General features: G+C 40.9%; 16 protein-coding genes, 1 pseudogene and 1 riboswitch. Of the genes and pseudogenes, 6 read left to right on the top strand and 11 right to left on the bottom strand.

All coding sequences use genetic code 11. The features are described 5' to 3' along the window. Window positions 1-18: 18 nt before the first annotated feature. The 6 genes from L1028_RS13995 to L1028_RS13970 form a co-directional block, all read right to left on the bottom strand. Window positions 19-834, bottom strand: coding sequence for a carbohydrate ABC transporter permease (locus L1028_RS13995; RefSeq protein WP_234534797.1), 816 nt, complete (start codon window positions 832-834; stop codon window positions 19-21). 14 nt (window positions 835-848) lie between these two features. Next, window positions 849-1,718, bottom strand: a complete 870-nt coding sequence (locus L1028_RS13990) for a carbohydrate ABC transporter permease (protein WP_234534795.1) — start codon at window positions 1,716-1,718, stop codon at window positions 849-851. Window positions 1,719-1,971: 253 nt separating this feature from the next. After that, the gene (gene gnd / locus L1028_RS13985) at window positions 1,972-3,375 is read right to left on the bottom strand and encodes a decarboxylating NADP(+)-dependent phosphogluconate dehydrogenase (protein ID WP_234534793.1); all 1,404 of its coding nucleotides are present in this window, start codon (window positions 3,373-3,375) and stop codon (window positions 1,972-1,974) included. 103 nt (window positions 3,376-3,478) lie between these two features. Beyond that, a complete protein-coding gene (locus L1028_RS13980; RefSeq protein WP_234534791.1) occupies window positions 3,479-4,825 on the bottom strand; it encodes a GntP family permease in 1,347 nt (448 codons plus the stop codon). Window positions 4,826-4,852: 27 nt separating this feature from the next. Next, window positions 4,853-6,391 carry a gluconokinase gene (gene gntK, locus L1028_RS13975; RefSeq protein WP_234534789.1) on the bottom strand — a complete coding sequence of 513 codons (1,539 nt, stop codon included), beginning with the start codon at window positions 6,389-6,391 and terminating at the stop codon, window positions 4,853-4,855. Next, entirely contained in the window at window positions 6,384-7,115 is a 732-nt protein-coding gene (locus L1028_RS13970; RefSeq protein ID WP_234534787.1) for a GntR family transcriptional regulator, read from the bottom strand. The genes gntK and L1028_RS13970 overlap by 8 nt, the downstream gene beginning before the upstream one ends. Window positions 7,116-7,507: 392 nt before the next feature. On the opposite strand from L1028_RS13970, the gene L1028_RS13965 reads away from it, so the two are divergent. Beyond that, window positions 7,508-8,302 (top strand): DUF6597 domain-containing transcriptional factor, encoded by a 795-nt coding sequence (locus L1028_RS13965; protein WP_234534785.1) that lies wholly within the window; start codon window positions 7,508-7,510, stop codon window positions 8,300-8,302. Between the two features lie 94 nt (window positions 8,303-8,396). Then, window positions 8,397-8,786: a DUF8051 family protein gene (locus tag L1028_RS13960; protein ID WP_234534783.1), complete on the top strand. Its 390-nt coding sequence runs from the start codon at window positions 8,397-8,399 to the stop codon at window positions 8,784-8,786. Between the two features lie 217 nt (window positions 8,787-9,003). Here L1028_RS13960 and L1028_RS13955 read toward each other — a convergent pair whose 3' ends face one another. Together L1028_RS13955 and L1028_RS13950 are read right to left on the bottom strand one after the other, a co-directional pair. Continuing rightward, a complete protein-coding gene (locus L1028_RS13955; RefSeq protein WP_234534910.1) occupies window positions 9,004-9,855 on the bottom strand; it encodes an alpha/beta fold hydrolase in 852 nt (283 codons plus the stop codon). Between the two features lie 345 nt (window positions 9,856-10,200). Further along, window positions 10,201-10,605, bottom strand: a complete 405-nt coding sequence (locus tag L1028_RS13950) for a hypothetical protein (protein WP_234534781.1) — start codon at window positions 10,603-10,605, stop codon at window positions 10,201-10,203. A gap of 143 nt (window positions 10,606-10,748) precedes the next feature. On the opposite strand from L1028_RS13950, the gene L1028_RS13945 reads away from it, so the two are divergent. Next, on the top strand, window positions 10,749-11,081 hold the full coding sequence (locus tag L1028_RS13945; RefSeq protein ID WP_234534779.1) for a helix-turn-helix domain-containing protein: 333 nt from the start codon (window positions 10,749-10,751) through the stop codon (window positions 11,079-11,081). A gap of 290 nt (window positions 11,082-11,371) precedes the next feature. Then, window positions 11,372-12,766, top strand: coding sequence for an SMI1/KNR4 family protein (locus L1028_RS13940; RefSeq protein WP_234534776.1), 1,395 nt, complete (start codon window positions 11,372-11,374; stop codon window positions 12,764-12,766). Between the two features lie 130 nt (window positions 12,767-12,896). On the opposite strand, the gene adhP is transcribed toward L1028_RS13940, so the two are convergent. After that, entirely contained in the window at window positions 12,897-13,913 is a 1,017-nt protein-coding gene (gene adhP / locus L1028_RS13935) for an alcohol dehydrogenase AdhP (RefSeq protein ID WP_234534774.1), read from the bottom strand. A 197-nt stretch (window positions 13,914-14,110) separates the two neighbouring features. Next, window positions 14,111-14,191: riboswitch (glycine riboswitch) on the top strand. 133 nt (window positions 14,192-14,324) lie between these two features. Between adhP and L1028_RS13930 the strand changes: the two genes are divergently transcribed. Further along, complete coding sequence (locus tag L1028_RS13930) at window positions 14,325-15,683, top strand: amino acid permease (protein ID WP_234534771.1); 1,359 nt, start codon at window positions 14,325-14,327, stop codon at window positions 15,681-15,683. A 151-nt stretch (window positions 15,684-15,834) separates the two neighbouring features. Then, a pseudogene (locus L1028_RS13925) lies at window positions 15,835-16,101 on the top strand (helix-turn-helix domain-containing protein); the annotation flags it as partial. A 132-nt stretch (window positions 16,102-16,233) separates the two neighbouring features. On the opposite strand, the gene L1028_RS13920 reads toward L1028_RS13925, so the two are convergent. Both L1028_RS13920 and L1028_RS13915 read right to left on the bottom strand, forming a co-directional pair. After that, a complete protein-coding gene (locus tag L1028_RS13920) occupies window positions 16,234-16,575 on the bottom strand; it encodes an MFS transporter (protein ID WP_234534769.1) in 342 nt (113 codons plus the stop codon). Window positions 16,576-16,664: 89 nt separating this feature from the next. Continuing rightward, window positions 16,665-18,053, bottom strand: coding sequence for an MFS transporter (locus L1028_RS13915; RefSeq protein ID WP_234534767.1), 1,389 nt, complete (start codon window positions 18,051-18,053; stop codon window positions 16,665-16,667). Window positions 18,054-18,219: the final 166 nt, after the last annotated feature.

Here is an 18,219-nt window from a genome sequence, read left to right as displayed (position 1 = left end):
CCATTCCTCCTGTAGTTCTTATTTAATCCCGCTTTGCAATGAACTTTCTGTAAAGTAGCGCTGCGCCAGTACGTATATTCCGATAACAGGCAGCACAGACAAAGTGGCAGCCGCCATCGTCGGCACCCATTCGATATAGCTGTCGTTGCGGAATTGGACGATAGCCACCGGCAGCGTCATTTTCATTTCATCGTTCAAAATGAGAAAGGGCCAATAATAATCATTCCAGTTGTTAACAAATTGAATGAGTCCAACACCAAACAAGGTAGGCACCGAGGCCCTTAAATAAATGTGATACAAGGTTTGGACGGAATGACAGCCGTCCACTCTCGAAGCCTCCTCGAGTTCTCGTGGAATAGCCATAAAGAATTGGCGGAGTACAAAAATGGCGTACGCGCTTGCGATATGAGGTATGATCACCCCCTTATATGAATTGACCCAATCAAATGAGTTGACGACCAAATATACCGGCAGCATAATAGCCTGCGGGGGAATCATCATCGTACACAAGACGAAGAAAAATAAGGTTTCGCGTCCTCTGAATCGGTATCTGGCGAAGGCGTACGCGGCCAATACGCCGAGCATCAACTGACCCGCCGTCAATACGCTCGTCAACAGCACGCTGTTCATAAACCAGCGGGCTAACGGCGCCTGCTGGAACACTTGCAGGTAACCCTCAAGACTAAAACTTGTCGGAATGAGAAACGCCACGCGCCGGAACGGATCGGAGCTTGGGGACAAGGATACCGTTAGCATCCAGATGAACGGCACCAGCACCACCAGTACGGATAACAGCAGAAATACATTCAACAACAGATGATTTCGTAACTTCAAGTTGCCAATCCCCCCTATACCCATTGTGTGCGCTTCTGCATCCAGCGCACCTGAATAACGGTCAATCCCAGCACAATGACAAACAAGATCGTCGCCGCCGCGCTGGCCGTACCCGTATTAAAAAATTGGAACGCCTCCTGCCATATGAAGAAAGCCCAGACGTTCGTCGAATTGTTGGGACCCCCGAGCGTCATAATTTGAACTGTGGCGAACACCTGCAAGGAATGAAGTAGTGTGATCGTCCAGACGAACATATGTACCGGCATAAGCATCGGGAACGTCATATGGCGGAAGGACTGCCAGCCGCTAGCTCCATCAATCGCCGCCGCTTCCTTCACCTCGTTATCCAATTGCTTCAAGCCGGAAATGTACAAGATGACGTTGTAGCCAAAGGACATCCAAACCCCTACAATAGCCAGCGCGTATATTGCCAGCTGTGTGTCCTGAAGCCATGCCTTCTCACCGATTCCGAATAGGCCAAGCCATTCGTTGATCAACCCGTTCTGAGGCGAGAACATGAGCGAGAATACTAGACCCGCCACCGAGACGCTGACAACCACCGGAACAAAAAATAGTACCCGGTACAAGGACCTCAGCTTGCCCGCCCGCTCAATCGCCAGCGCGTATACCAATCCGAGCGCTGCCGACAGCGGCACCGTTAACGCCATGTACAGCAGCGTATTGCCGATCACCTTCCAGAACAACGGCTTACCAAGCACCTCTTTATAGTTGCTCAAGCCGACAAACTGTTTCTTATCCAGCAGCAGATCCCACTCCATAAAGCTGATATAGAGGGAGAAAAAAAACGGGAAAACAAAAAATATCGCGTAAAGCACTAACACGGGGGATAAATACAAATAGGGTTGCCATGGTATTCGTCTCATCTTATGCCTCCTTTAAGCTGAAATAAACGCAACAAAGCCCGTGACTCCCCTTAAGGTTCCATCAAGAATGGAGAAGGGGATTCACGGGCATTCTCTGCAATTAAGCCCATTGCTATCAGATATTCAATTGCTTGTTGACTCTACTTTAACCCAGCAATGTTAACGGAGTGTTTGCTTTATGTTGAAAATTGTAAATGTTACAAATAGTACGGGTATCATTAAGAAATAATGAACCTTTTACTAACACTATCGATCACTGCCAGTTTGTGTGAAAGAATCCTGTTAAATCACTTCGTTCATAAGTATGGGCTCCAAAATAATCCCGTTGTGCTTGCAAAAGGTTAGCATTTGAAATGCCTGTCCGGTAACTATCGTAATAAGTAAGTGAAGCACTTAAACATGGAAACGAAATACCAGAATTAATGCCCTCACAGGCAACTTTTCGCAATCCTATTTGATATTCTTTAACCTTTTCAGCAAAATAGGGGGCGATTAATAGATTAGCGAGATTTGGCTGTGCTTGATAGGTTTCGCTTATGACGTTTAAGAATTCTGCACGAATGATACATCCACCACGGAAAATAAGGGCAATATCCTTTAAAGGTAAATCCCATCCGTAAAGTTCAGAAGTCATTTTATATTGTGTGAATCCTTGTGCGTAGGCACAAATTTTGCCCATATATAATGCTTGTCTAACGTACTCAATCCACAAATCTTTATCTAAACTCCGCTGATCTATCTCCGGGCCGGATAGGATATTGTCTGCATAAACCCGTTCCTCTTTTAAAGAGGAGATATAACGGGCAAACAATGACTCTGTAATAATGGATGATGGGATCCCGGTATCTATTGCTTGAATGCTCGTCCATTTACCTGTACCTTTTTGCCCTGTTTTATCAAGAATCACATCGATCAGTGGTAAGCCTGTTATTTCATCCTTTTTCCGTAAAATCTCTGCGGTGATTTGGATTAAATAACTGTTCAGTTCACCTTGATTCCATGTTTCAAAGATGACAGCAATTTCGTTAACAGATAAACCTAACCTTGTTCTTAAAAATGTATAGGCTTCTGCAATTAATTGCATATCTGCATACTCGATTCCGTTATGGACCATTTTCACAAAGTGACCGGAACCTTTTGGACCAATATAAACACAGCAAGGGCCGTCGTCCACTTGGGCTGCTATTTTTGTTAGAATAGGAGCCACTTTTTCATATACGGCTTTATCTCCACCAGGCATGATCGAAGGTCCTTTTAAAGCTCCAACTTCGCCTCCGGAAATACCGATTCCTAAATAACCGATTCCTTTAGACTTCAATTCATCATATCTACGTTCAGTATCTTCGTAATGGGAGTTACCACCGTCCATGATCACATCGCCTGCTTCAAGAAAAGGTACTAATGCACTGATCACCGAATCGATCGGTTTGCCCGCCGTGACCATAAGGAAGATTTTTCTTGGCGTTTCTAAGGAGTGAACAAAGTCTTGAATTTTGTAGTAGGGATGGATTAATTGACCTTCCGTTGTGCCAACAAGATTATCTGTTAAGTCCCTCGTATAATTATAGACAGCCACTTGCTCACCTTTACTAGCCATGTTTAAAGCGATATTACTGCCCATTACCCCTAACCCAATGACACCAATTGTATTGAACATTTTTTCCTGCTCCTTCTAATTAATAGGTAGAAAAATCCCTCACTTATTGACTCCGAAGATTCTAAGAGAATAAGTGGGGGGTTACTGTCCACAAATATTGTTGTTATACGAATAAACTTAGTAATAGAATAAATCCTAATCCAGCTACAGAAACGATTGTCTCAAGCAATGTCCATGTTGCAAATGTTTCTTTCATGCTTAGACCAAAATACTCTTTAAACATCCAGAAACCAGCATCGTTAACATGGGAAGCTATTAAACTACCCGCTCCCGTTGCAAGCACGACTAAAGCAAGATTAACGTCAGATTGTCCTAACATCGGAATAACTAAACCAGCAGTTGTTAAAGATGCGACAGTAGCAGAACCTAAGGAAATACGTAAGATTGCAGCGATGATCCAGGCAAGCAAGATGGGTGATAATGAAGTTCCTTGGAATAGTTCGGCTACATAGTCACCCACGCCGCCATTAATCAATACTTGTTTGAAGGCTCCGCCGCCCCCAATGATTAAGAGCATCATCCCAATATGAGTAATAGCGGTTGTACAAGATTGCATTACAGTTTTGATTGGAATTTTTCTTGCTAATCCCATGGTATAGACAGCAACCAGTAAGGAAATTAACATGGAAGTTGATGCATCACCAATAAAACGGATAGCGGCTAGTAAATTATTATCTTCAAATCCGATTGTTTTTTGAAGTAAAGTAATAATCGTTGCAATAGACATTAAAATAACAGGAAGCATTGCAGTAAATACACTGATACCAAATCCAGGTGTATCTTCTAATTTAAATTCTTTTTGTTCACCTAAAGAGGCAATATTACCCGTTTTCGTAAATGATGCAGGTACGAGTTTTTTGGCAAGCTTAGTAAATATAGGTCCAGCCAAAATAACTGTTGGAATTGCAATAATGAAACCGTAAAGTAAAACCTCACCAATGTCCGCGCCATATTCACCTGCAATTACTGTAGGTCCAGGGTGAGGAGGTAAGAACCCGTGTGTTACGGATAAAGCTGCAGCCATCGGAATACCGAGATAAAGAATAGAAACCTTCAATTGTCTTGAAATGGCGAATACAATTGGAATTAATAATACTAATCCTACTTCGAAAAACAACGCCACACCGATAATGAATGAAGCAACTACGACTGCCCATTGAATATTTTTTTCACCAAATTTATGAACGAGAGTCATGGCAATTCTTTGAGCACCACCTGAATCAGCGATCAACTTGCCTAACATCGCTCCAAGACCAAAGATTAACGCTAAGTGACCAAGTGTTCCGCCTAATCCGGCTTCAATGGTTTTGACAATTTCATTCAAGGGCATTCCAAGTGCTAAAGCGACACCGAACGATACAATGATTAATGAAACAAAGGTGTTTAATTTGAAGCCCATTATTAAAACTAATAATGCTAAAATTCCAATTGCTACAATAACTAATGGCATTGTAATTTCCCCCTGCTGTTTATCTTGTTAGTGTTTGATTAAGCTTCTTTGATAATTGGCAATCCGTTTATAATCATCTTCTAATACTCTAGATATGTTGATGAAGATCGGCAGTAATTTCCTATATTCTTTCGTTGCTTCTTCGTTTGGTGTGTGTTTGTAGGTACTGCCAACCATTTCAGAAACGACTTCAAATGATTCGATCTTTCCGGTGGCATATAAGCCTAAAATACAAGCACCTAGACAAGAACTTTCGTAGCTTTCTGGAACGATTACTTCAGAATCGAATATATCGGACATCATTTGTCGCCAAACATCTGATCTTGCGAAGCCTCCGGTAGCTTGAATTCGGGTCACAGGACCGTCCATGCATTCGGTTAATGCTAAGAATACGGTGTATAAATTGTAAATGACTCCTTCTAGGGCTGCGCGAATCATATGTTCTTTCTTATGTGACATCGTTAAACCGAAGAATGAGCCACGTACGTCTGGATTCCATAATGGCGCACGTTCACCAGCGAGGTATGGATGGAATAACAATCCATCTGATCCTGGTCTTACACGTTCAGCAATCTTAGTTAATACATCATATGGATCAATTCCTAGTCTTTTTGCTGTTTCTACTTCTGATGAGGCAAGTTCATCACGGATCCAGCGAAGGACCATCCCACCATTGTTTACCGGCCCGCCGATGACCCAGTGCTTTTCCGTTAAGGCATAACAGAATATTCTTCCCTTTTCGTCTGTTTGCGGCTTGTCAATAATGGTTCGAATGGCACCGCTTGTCCCAATTGTGATGGCAATTTCGCCTTTTCTTATCGCATTTACACCTAGATTAGAAAGGACTCCGTCGCTGGCACCAATGACAAATGATGTTTGTGGATCGATACCCATCTGTTTTGCCAAATCTGAATCACAGTTGGTAAATATCTTGGTTGTTGGAACGAGTTCAGATAATTGAGCAGGTGTTATACCAGCAATTTGTAATGCTTCTTCATCCCAATCTAGTGTTTTGAGATTCATCATGCCCATGGCTGAAGCCAGGGAATGATCAACAACATAGTGATCAAAGAACTTTTTGAAAATATATTCTTTAATTCCTATATATATTTTAACCTTGGAAGCGATTTCGGGAAGGTCATTCACAATCCAAGCTATTTTAGTCAATGGTGACATGGGATGAATCGGTGTTCCCGTGCGTTTATAGACTTCATGGCCATTCAACTCATCTTTTATTTTATGTGCCCATGCTTCACTTCGGTTATCTGCCCAAGTGATACAAGGCGTCAGCGGCTGGTCATTTTCATCCATTGCAATGACACTATGCATGGCACTGCTAAATGAAACAAACGATAGCTTTTTGTGTGAATGATGTTTCATTATATTCGAAATGGCTTGTAGGACTGCCTGGAAAATCTCTTCTGGGTCTTGTTCAGCTGTCGACATATCCGGTGTATAAAGCGGGTACCCCATATTTTCTTGTTGGATGATTTCGCCTTTTTCACTAAATAAAACTGCTTTCGTACTTGTAGTTCCGATATCTATACCTAACATAAAGTTAGTCATTTTGCTGCACTACTCCTTTCGAGAGCATTTGTTGCGATATCCATAGGTCTTCTACTTTTCCTTGAACATCATCAAAATTGTCATGTAAGGACTTACTCATGAGGTCTCTATCTTTTGTTCGGATCGCTTCAATATAAAGCTCATGATTTTTTATAATCCGTGTAAAGTCTTCATATTTTTCTTTGAAACGCTTACGCATCGACAAAAGAATGAAGCTTTCCATAACGGGTTTTAAATTATTCCAGATCATCAGGATGTATGAATGATTAACTGCACGAATAATCGTTTCATGGAACAAGACATCTTGATATGAAAATTCATCAGCATCACTATATTTGATTGCGACCTTCATCATTTCTAGTATTTTACTAAGTTCCTTTATTAATTCATTAGTGTCTATCTTTACAATCCGTTCAAATACAAACGATTCTATGAGTAAACGGACATCATAAATCTCTTCTATTTCTTTTTCTGATAAACCAATAACAACGGCACCCATTCTTTCTAAACGGATGATATTTTCGGATGCCAGTATTTTTAACGCTTCACGGATCGGTGAGCGACTTACAGCAAAATCTGCAGCTAATTTATTTTCCGATAATATGGTGCCGCTTTCAATCTCGCCGGAAATAATACGCATTCTAAGCTCGCAGGATACACGATCACCAGCAGAGGCTTTTGAAAGCCATTTGGAGGGATATAGAAATCCATTTGATTCGGTCATAAATTCACCTCTTAATTAATCTAGTATACTTGTATACAAGTATTATATTCTAAATATTTAATTTTGCAAGCGATTTCATGAATTGGGGTTTGTCATGCACGATATTTGTTGAACAATTGAACCTAAAGCGAATTGGCATATTGATTTTAGTAGGAAGAGGGGATGCGCAGCCCCTCTTCTTTTCTATAATAAACTAGAAAATAAATGGCGGGGTTTATCGAGACATATCAATATAGGGGATATAATTGAGAAGTTCGGGGCCAACGGCGATTGGAAGAAAGACTCGACAGCGAAGTGAGCACAGATGGAACCTGATGTTTAAGGTGCTAAAGGTATTAGTGGAAACGTGGACAAAAGAGAATTCACCAGTCTTTTAGAAGGAGATGCATACGATGATTCGAATCTTTGAACCTATAAATGCCTTACATAAGATAGTGGACTATATTTGGGTCGTAGACTTCGACTTTCTCGCTGATGACAATAGAGAAGATATTATTATGCCGCTGGGGTATATCAATATCATTTTCAATTATGGGTCTGCTTATAGACTGGTGGGAGAAGATCAGGAAATGGTGATCCCCAATACGGTTGTGATTGGTCAAATGAAAAGCGCGAAATATGTTCGATATGGACAACAGCTGTATCAAATCGGGATTTCATTAACTCCATTAGGGTTTATACAATTGTTTGATGTGCCCAGCCTCGAATTGGCAGAGCGAATTGTACAAGCCATCGATGTGGACCCTGATCTAGATGAACTGTACCGAATGATGATGAGATTTAAAGATGTGGAGCAACATATCACAGCAATCAATCATTATTTGCTGCATAAAATGGTGTTGAATAAGAAGGATACTGGCCGCATAGAGAAAATGCTTACTTATGTAGAACGAGAATATGAAAACTTGAACATTGTAAGTATGGCAAAATTTTTTAGTATTTCAGTAAGTACGTTGGAGCGTTTCTTCAAAAAACAGATCGGACTGACCCCAAAGGCCTATGGAGATATTGTGAAGTTCAGAAAACATGTTGAGGATGAAGGATTGAGGAAGGATATGCAGCATCGTTACTACGATCAGTCTCACCTCATCAAAACATCCAAAAAATTTGCAGGCAAAACCGTCAAAGAGCTAGAGAAACTTCCACATGAATTAACCCTTCGTTATGTATGGCATGGTCAGAAGTGATGAACACCTGATCATAGATGCTGATTTTTTACAATACATGTTTTTTCCTTCCTGTTAATCTTGAGACACTAAAAAATGAGAGGAAGAGATAACGATGCAGGATATTATGATCATGGCAAGTTTACTAGTGTTTTTAAATGTAACATTATTGGCGATATTGGTTCCGGGAGGGCCGATTGAGAATAGAGATTTCTCAAAATTAAAAGGAGGTGTATTTTGGGGGTTTAATCTGTTTCTTATCTTGCTTGCAATTACGTCGTTTATCGTGTGCTATCTCTTGTTGATATCACATCCACATGCCATATTCATGACACAAATCATCGCTGTTTTATACTTTATTGTATACATTATCGACTTAGCTGGTATTTTTCCAAAATCACCGACTAAAATGTCTAAGCCCCTTATGCTTTTCGAAGTAATTAACACATCAATGGCTATATTCCTCTTCCTCTTTGTGATGGCGATTGGGCATGTCGGTTCGTAAGGACGAGGACCGTGCACGTTGTCTTTAGGGTTTAGCAACGTGGAGGAGCCTGAGCAATCTCAAAAAATAGAAAATAGTAGGTTATGAAATATCGAATATCCAGTTACAAATAGGTAAATATGTATAAATCATTGGGCGTCCGGTAGGGCGCCTTCAATAAAAAAACACTAAGAATTAACTTAGTGTTTTTCGTTATACAAAGGAAAGCCTCAATTGGTCAATTGCCCTCAAGAATCCACTTGCTTAGCTCTTTGTCAAAGGTTTGAGGTTCTTCAAACATCGGATTGTGACCACTATGCTCAAAGATCACTTTTTTGACGTGCTTATAGGTTTCATCAACAGAATTCCAAAGTGAAACAGGCGCTACCAAATAGTCATACCTGCCTAAACCGATAAATACTGGTTTATTGAAGTTAGCGAGTGATTGTATAAGATTCAATTCTGCGAATGCTTCTCCCCACAGATGATCGATAATTGGCATATTCGTATATATAACTTCCCACATGTATGCTGCGTTAAATGTATAGTCATAAAAGCTTTGGGCTCCCATCCGAATACACATGTGAACGAATCGTCGTTCAGGATCTTTCTGAATGTCACTTTCTAACAAAGCAATATCCATCTCGAACTGTCTTTTTCTATCCGGACTTGCTGTCTCATTAAAAAATGCAAAACTTTGACGCTGTCTTTCCTCGCTATTTGTAGGTGCTGAATTCAATAAGGCAACTTTTTGGACATGGTAGGGATATTTTTTAGCATATTCCAAAGCCATGAAAGCATGTCCTGAATGCCCTAATAAGATGAAATTTGTTAAGTTAAGATCCTGCCTTGCCGTCTCTATATCATCTAATACTTTGTCCAATCTATAATCTTCAGATTGCAGAGTTCGGGGCGGCTTCACAAATCCTCTATGATCAAGGAAAATAAACTGGAATGTATCATATAAATCTTCTGAGAATAGTTGAGGATAATAAACACTGCTGCCTATCACCAAAATAGGTTTCCCAGTTCCTTTTACACTATAATTCAGTTCAAATCCATCGCTATTTATAGTTTGGTATTTATTCATTGTCATCATCCTTTTTTCATTTTTACTTTACACATCACTCCTTCCTTTCACGGATTCCATTACATTCTCCATGGAACGTTCTAACATTCCGATCACCTCAAATTTTGTGGCTTGTAATAAATATTATGTTAGCATACATTGCATAGTTAATCGATTACCGTGTTTAGACGAACTCGCCTTTAGTGGGATATGGTGAACTGTATCATAAGTAGGGGAATGCTTTGGACACGCTCATTATGATATCCGAGCAGAATAAGGCTTTCCCCTTCCTGTTCTTCTTTGTTTATTTCTTTCTATTGAAATTTTTATATTCGTATCACTCTAACTAGATCTCAGATGATTCGATCAGAAAAGTGAACAGGGATCAACCCTCATTCTCCTACACAACTCGCATAAAACCTCTGTTGCTCTATTTATCACCCTATTGCTAGCCTCAGTTTTTATAACTTCTAAATCCTGCCCCTCTCCGTTAACGATGTAGTCCAACTCGCCAATAAACACCACAATCTCAAGCGCAGGATTATAATCCGTATGTAGAAGCAGTAAAAGATCAATTAAAGCAATCCCTGATCCCAATTCCGTCTTGTTTTCATAAATATATAGCGCCCGAATCATGGAGATGAGTGCCGAATGACAAAGATAGAATGCAGCTTTATTCTGATTATGTTTTCTCATGATATGGACTAACTTCATATGATATTGAGCAAGTTGATAATAATCGTCAATTTTATTTTGCAATCTTTTTTCCATGGCAATCCCCCTAGAATAGAAATGGAAAAGTATTATACTAGTATAATACTTATAAATATTAAAATAAATAATAATATTCGCTATCCGGTGTTTACCTTGATGAAACTTGTCTACACTTTTGACATGGAGAGGTGAATACTGAGATGGATAAGGAAATATTGAAGCTGGTAGGAATACGTATTCGTACTCTTCGAAAAGAGCGCGGCTTGTCCCAGGAAGCACTCGGTGAGAGAGGCGGATTTCATTTTTCATACATAGGACAAATTGAACGCGGTGAGAAAAACGTATCTTTATTGAATTTACATAAGATTGCAGAAGCTCTTGAAGTTAATTTAATTCAGTTGTTTGCATATTTGGATGAAGATTTCATGGTCACATCATCAGAGAGCGATATTCGAGACATTGTGGGTTTGCTTCGTACTGCTAATGATGAAAAAATAAGGCTGGCTAAAAATGTGTTAAGAGAATTATTATGAGGAAATCTCGACAAAGGTAGAGGTTTGACTATTCTGATATTCCATAATATTCTTTATTGATAAGAAAATAACAAGACTAGAGCATGGTCGTGACCTAACTCAGAGGCGTATAACCGGAAACGGGGATAACCGCCTCTTTTTTGCGTGTTCACTTGCGTATTTGTTTTATAAATTTATTTTGGGGATGCCCTATTTTTGATTTTCAATACCTACATCCCATCTGGTAGAATAGGGAAAACCATATTTCTCTATACTTTAGTAACTTGATTATACGCTTGGGGAGGTAGACCATGGACAAAGAACTACTCGCGCAGCTGACACAGTGGCATGAAGATGATGAACACCAGAAGATTGTAGACACCCTGATGGAGATTCCTCCAGAGGACAGAGATTACGAGGTGACCAGCAGTCTGGCAAGAGCGTATAACAATCTGGGACGTTATGAAGAGGCGCTTGAACAGTTTGCGATGATTGCAGAACAGGGGCAGGATGACCCGTTGTGGCATTTTCGTGTAGGGTATTCCTACTATTATCTGAATCGGTATGAGGAAGCAGTGAGAGTGCTGGGTATCGCCCATGACCTCGATCCTGACGACGAGAATACGGCCATGTTACTGAACCTCAGCCAGCGCAAGCTACGCAAAGACCAACACGCCGCGGCCAGACGGGTAATTAAAGATTCGCATAATGATCCGAGGACGGAAGCAACTCCTTTTGAAGGGATGGATTTCTCCGACTTTTGGGACGATAGCGATTATGCACTAAGAGAATATGTCTCTGATCCGCCTGCGGATGAGCTGATTGCTTCTGTAGAAGAAGAGCTCGGTTACAAGCTTCCTGCATCCTATATCCGTCTGATGAAGGAGCATAATGGGGGAGTTCCTTACAATACTTGTTACCCGACGGAGGACGCGACCTCATGGGCTGAGGATCATATTGCGATTACAGGCGTTATGGGCATTGGGCGCGAGAAAAGTTATTCGCTCTGCGGAGATCTTGGCAGCACATTCATGATTGAGGAGTGGGGGTATCCTGACATCGGCGTGGTAATTTGTGACTGCCCTTCGGCAGGTCATGATGTCGTAATGCTGGATTACCGGAACTGCGGGAGGGACGGCGAACCCGAGGTGGTTCATGTCGATCAGGAAGACAATTATGAGATTACGTTCCTGGCTGAAGACTTCGAGGCATTTATCCGCGGGCTGGTGAGTGAGGAGGAATACGATACTTCTCAAGAAGATAAAGAAAAGGATCTGCGAAAAGTAGCCGTAGGCAAGTTCTCACCTTTGCTTGCGGAGCTGTGTAATCGTGTGTCCGAGGTTGATCAGCTTGAGCAGAAGATTCGTAATGTCTGTACTCGAATCGTTGAAGAGAAGGGACACTTTTCCTTTCATGCAGATGAGCTCTCTACTTTGATGTACGATGTGCAGTTCTGGCTGTACACAAGCTCTTATCCGAATACGAGCCATCAACAATATCTGGATGTGTATGAGAAGATAATCGCTTTTGGCGGCGAGTTCGGTCAAGGCGGGTATGCGCCCGGCTGGATCAGTGACTGGCTGGATGGGCGGATTCGGGAAGGGCTGATCGTTCAGGAGAACGGAGTGCTTCGCTTCACGGATCAAGCCCGCTCAGAGGTTATTGAACGGCTGGAAGTGGCAGCCGCAGAAGAGGACGTGACCTAAACCGGTCTCCCGCGCAGAGCTTGATTGATCACAACAGAAACATTGCGCAAAAAAGTATTGCTAGTAGGGGAATTTTTAGTCATAAAAAAAGCCCGAAAAGCAGCACTTTTCGGGCGTGTTTTCTTTCGGGTCATTTCGTCATATCAAGGACGATTCGACCATTGATTTTACCTTCTAACATAAGATCGTAGATCTCATTAATATCTTCTAGTTTACGTGTCTCAATAATGGTTTTTATTTTTCCTTCTGCAGCGAATTGTAATGTTTCTTGCAAATCTTTGCGAGTGCCGACAATTGATCCGACTACCTTTGTACCGTTTAATACCGTATCAAAGATCGGAACATCCATGGATTCAGGAGGCAGCCCAACCATGACGCAGGTACCGCCGCGGCGAATGGCCCGGTAGGCTTGGTCGAATGCTTTTTTCGCAACCGCCGTACAAACGACACCATGCACTCCACCGATTTCTTTTTGAATCCAGTCTGCGGCATCTTCTTTTAATGCGTTTACGGTTTTGTCTGCACCAAGCTGTTTGGCAAGCTCCATCTTTTCATCCGACGTGTCGATGGCCACTACGTTCATTCCCATCACTTTTGCATATTGTACGCCAAGATGACCCAATCCTCCGATGCCGAAAATGGCTACCCACTCACCTGGCTTTACACCCGATACTTTCAAAGCTTTATAGGTCGTAACGCCAGCGCAAAATAAAGGTGCCGCTTCGATGAAGCTTAAATTATCAGGAACCTTCACTACATAATCGGCAGCTGCCACACAATATTCTGCATATCCGCCATCTACGGAATATCCAGAATTTTGCTGATCGAGACAAAGAGTCTCTCTTCCTGTAAGACAATACTCACAATGACCGCAGGCTGAGTACAGCCATGGAATTCCTACTCGGTCACCTACTTTTAAGTGTGTAACTCCTTCACCCATTTCTTCAATAACCCCAACGCCTTCATGTCCGGGAATAAGAGGGAGTTTCGGTTTGACGGGCCAATCGCCATGAGCAGCATGCAAATCAGTATGACACACTCCGCACGCCTGAATATGGACAAGGATTTCTTTGTGTCCGGGTTTTGGTTTAGGTACGTCTTGTAGCTCTAACTTTTCTTTGAATTTCTTTACTACAGCGGCTTTCATCAGCATACTCCTTTAGTTTTTTGCTTTTCAAAAAGTAGTATGTTCATGAGGCTAACTTTAAATTCTTGAGACTTTTATCACTGATTAACACTCACATCACAAGTAATATGTTAGAATATCAGAACAGCTTTACTGCGTTACCGCTTTATCAACTTCATAATTCACGAGCTATGATGGCTAAGGATTACACTTTAGCTGGAGCAGCTTCTGGAGAGACCGCGGAAATTCCGCGGCGCCGAAGGGTTCACAATCTCAGGCAAAAGGACAGAAGAGTACTGAATATATATTTGTCATGCTGATCGACATCAGTAGGCAAATATTATTTGATATTCTTACGATCTGGGAGATTGGATGACATCCAATCTCTCTTTTTTTATTCCAATTTATTGTACTCACAAGGGGGAACTAGGTATGGCACAACCAGAATTAAAGAGAGAGCTAGCCAATCGGCATGTTCAACTTATTGCTATTGGCGGCACCATCGGTACAGGATTATTCTTGGGATCAGGCAAGGCGATAGAGAAGGCAGGCCCATCCATCATGATCACGTATTTAATCGTGGGTATTGCTGTGTTTTTTGTGATGAGAGCACTGGGAGAGCTCCTATTATCTAAAGCGGGCTATCAATCGTTTACGGATATTGCTGAAGACTACCTTGGATCACGAGTCGCATTCATTACCGGTTGGACCTATTGGTTTTGCTGGATCATGACGGCTATGGCTGATGTCATCGCTGTTGGCGTATATGTACAATATTGGTTTGATATCCCACAGTGGGTCCCTGCCATCGCCTGTCTAGTCGTGTTATTAGGACTTAATTTATTAACTGTAAAGAGCTTTGGGGAACTCGAATTTTGGTTTGCTTTAATTAAGGTAATTACGATTCTTGCCTTGATTGGTCTTGGAGTCATTTTGCTGATCATTGGGTTTAAGACGGATGCAGGATCGGTGACGATACGGAATCTATGGGAGCATGGGGGCTTTTTTCCGAACGGCATATCAGGCTTCTTATTTTCTTTTCAAATGGTTGTATTTGCTTATGTCGGTGTGGAGTTGGTGGGTGTGTCAGCAGCGGAAACAGCGGATCCGGAAAAAAATATCCCGTCGGCAATTAATAAAATTCCTTTACGGATTCTATTTTTCTATGTCGGCGCGCTTTTCGTCCTGCTATGCATTAACCCTTGGACGGAGCTTAGTCCGGCAGAGAGTCCTTTTGTAAAAACCTTTACTCTAGTAGGGATTCCAATTGCCGCAGGGATTATTAATTTTGTCGTATTAACTTCAGCCGCTTCCGCTTGTAACAGTGGAATGTTCTCGACAAGCCGAATTCTCTATAATTTGAGTAGAAATAACCAGGCGTCACCTCGTTTGGGCAAACTGAATAAAAACCATGTACCAGGTAACTCGTTATTCATTTCTACAATTGTTATATCTGTTGGTGCTCTTTTGAGTAAACTTATTCCGGAGCAGGCTTTTGGAATCGTGACAACGATTAGCGCCATTTGTTTTATATGGGTGTGGGGCATTGTTCTTATCTGCCATATTAAGTATAAGAAAACCCGGCCAGACTTACAGGCGAAATCTAAATTCAAAGCACCGTTCACACCGGCTATTAATTATATTGTCTTAACCTTGTTCGCTGGGATACTGATCATCATGCTGTTCGCTGGAGAGACACGCCCGGCTTTATTGTGTACTCCGTTATGGTTTATTTTATTAGTCATCTTGTATTCGATTAGAAGCAAAAAGGGGAAAAGTAATCAAGCTTGAGTGATGTCAACATCAAGTAGCTGTAAGCCTAGTGTTAACCGCAACTTGGGGTTGCGGGGCTGCAACTAAAGCGTTCTTTACTTCTGCATACGATTAATCCAATATAGGCTTAGGAATTGCAGAAAGGTAGTTGCTGCTATGATCTTTGGGGAAGTCGGTTTCGAAATGGGAGAATGGTCAAAACTACCCAAGCATTGAAATCATTATTAAAATAAGCGATCTTTTTGGGGTAACTATCGATGAGTTACTAAGGAGTGACGAGGAGTTGACCAAAAAGGTGATTAAAGAAAGCAAGAAATTAGCTTACCCGAAATTAAAGTTTGTATTTGATGTCTTCGTAATAGCAGGCATTATGCTGTTAGTGATTAAACTCTGTGTCCTCTTTCTGAACAAAGTAACGGTGCTAGAGATTACCTTGAATGGCGGGTCATTCTTTTGACCAGCATAATGAAAGAAATATAAACAAGAGTAAACTGGTTAGCTGAGAATAGCTATGAATAATGTAAAAGGACAGCTGATCGCTGTCCTTTTGACATTCCACTTTATGCGGTTATTCCTTGCTAACTAGGTTTGCTTTCTTTTCAATCGTGATCTTGTTTTTCGTGGGCATAAACAATGTTATAACAAACGCAGCAATGGATAAAATCATCATAAAGTAATAGGCGTCACTTGCCCCAAGAATGGATGCAAGGGATTTAAGGATCTCAGGAGTAGTAGAGGCATTGCTCTGCATCACTGTAGCCGCATGACCTGATGCCTGCAAGGTATAAATCGTAATTACGACGGCAGTACCGATGGCCCCGGCAATTTGGCGAACGGTATTGTTCACTGCTGTACCATGCGTGCCGAGTTGTTTGGGCAGTGCATTTAGTCCAGCCGTATTGAGTGTCATAGTGATGAAGCTTAATCCAGGGATTTTAATTTAAAAAAGAACCCTAAACTCTTGGTTTTAGGGTTCCAATTATGAACTAACAACGTAATTTATTTCGTCGTTTTTCGTCCTACTAATACCCAGTACAGAGATAAACTGAAAAGGGTAATGAATACGAGAATGAATAGGATATTACTAAACATCGAAGCATCCGAATTGCTCGTAATTCCTAAGAAGCTTCTTCGCATGGCGGAATGGTCCATCATAGCTGCTGTATAGGCAATTCCGATTGACATCGCGACATTCAATGTTAAATTGAAAAATCCGACGGCTGTACCTGCTTTTTCTTTTTCAATCGTACGAATACAAGAATCAAGTATTGGTGCATACATGAATGCAAATGAGCTAGAGAATAACACCATGGAGATCACGAATACAACAATCGAAGTTTGTATAAAGAATGCGCCTAATAATAAGCTTACCACTATACAAGACATCGCGATTGTAATACATTGCTTGCTTCCTAAGAACTTCGCAAATTTTCCAGAAAGAGCCCCGACTAGAGTGGCTCCTATATAGCCTGGAATCAATAATAGTGAAATGGTATCTAGCTTCAGACCATAAATCTTTTCAAGCAAGAATGGAAATAAGAAAATATATGCTAACTGCACAGAGTAAATTACAAAAGCAACGCCAAGCAATGAGATAAACTGTTTATTTTTAAAGAATGATATTCCAATAAACGCTTTGGAGTTCTTACTGATATAAGTAAGGAATAATGTAATTGCAACAATAAACAAGAGAAGGTACATCCAATTGAAATCGGTAATATACAGTAGTAGGGATGCTGAAATGGTTCCCACTAGAAATAATCCTAATACATCAACATGACTGTTTTTGGCTTCTTCCTTAGGAAGATATTTTAAAATAAATGGAAGGGTGAGAAGTGTTACTAAAGAAACTAAAAACAGCATTGTCCAATGGAAATACGTAGAAATATAGCCTCCAGTTAATGCACCAATAAGCTGTGAAAGAGCAAAACTGCTTGTACTTAATCCCAAAAATTTCTTTTGTTCATTTGCAGGTAAATGTTTGGTTACAAATATAACATATAATGTTTCAGCTGATGCTAAACCTGCCGTTTGGATCAATCGTGAGATAACAACGAGTAAAAACGAATGTTGGAAAACATATCCCATGACTGAACCGACACATATTAAAATGATACCAGCGGTAAAAAGTTTTCTGAAACTAATGGAATCCGCCAAAGCTGCGTAAACAACCGCCCCAATCCCAATCACAAGGCCAGCTAGGGTTGCTTGCCAGCTGACTGTTGTCGCTGAAATGTTAAAATCTTTTGCCATATCAACAGAAACAATCTTAAACGAATTATCAATAATCAAGCATAGTAGAAATAATAGCAAGGTAATAGGTACTGCTTTCTTAAAATTATATTCCTGGGGTTTCTTCATGCACACATCTGCAGTTGTAGTAGACATAGGTATATTCTTCTCCTTTGTTGTTTGCTTCTAATGATGTTGAATAAGGTAGCGCTTCCATGAATAACCCAAAAATAATTACCCTTTGATTGCGATTTCATAGTCATTCATGATAACTTTTCCGATCATACAACATTGTATAGTTGTCTAACAACTTGTATATTAT

The sequence above is a fragment of the Paenibacillus pseudetheri genome (genome assembly GCF_924513355.1).
In the GTDB taxonomy this organism is placed as follows: Bacteria; Bacillota; Bacilli; order Paenibacillales; family Paenibacillaceae; genus Paenibacillus_AQ; species Paenibacillus_AQ pseudetheri.
The sequence above is the reverse complement of the archived record's forward strand: the minus strand, read 5'-3'. Positions and strand labels throughout refer to the sequence as shown.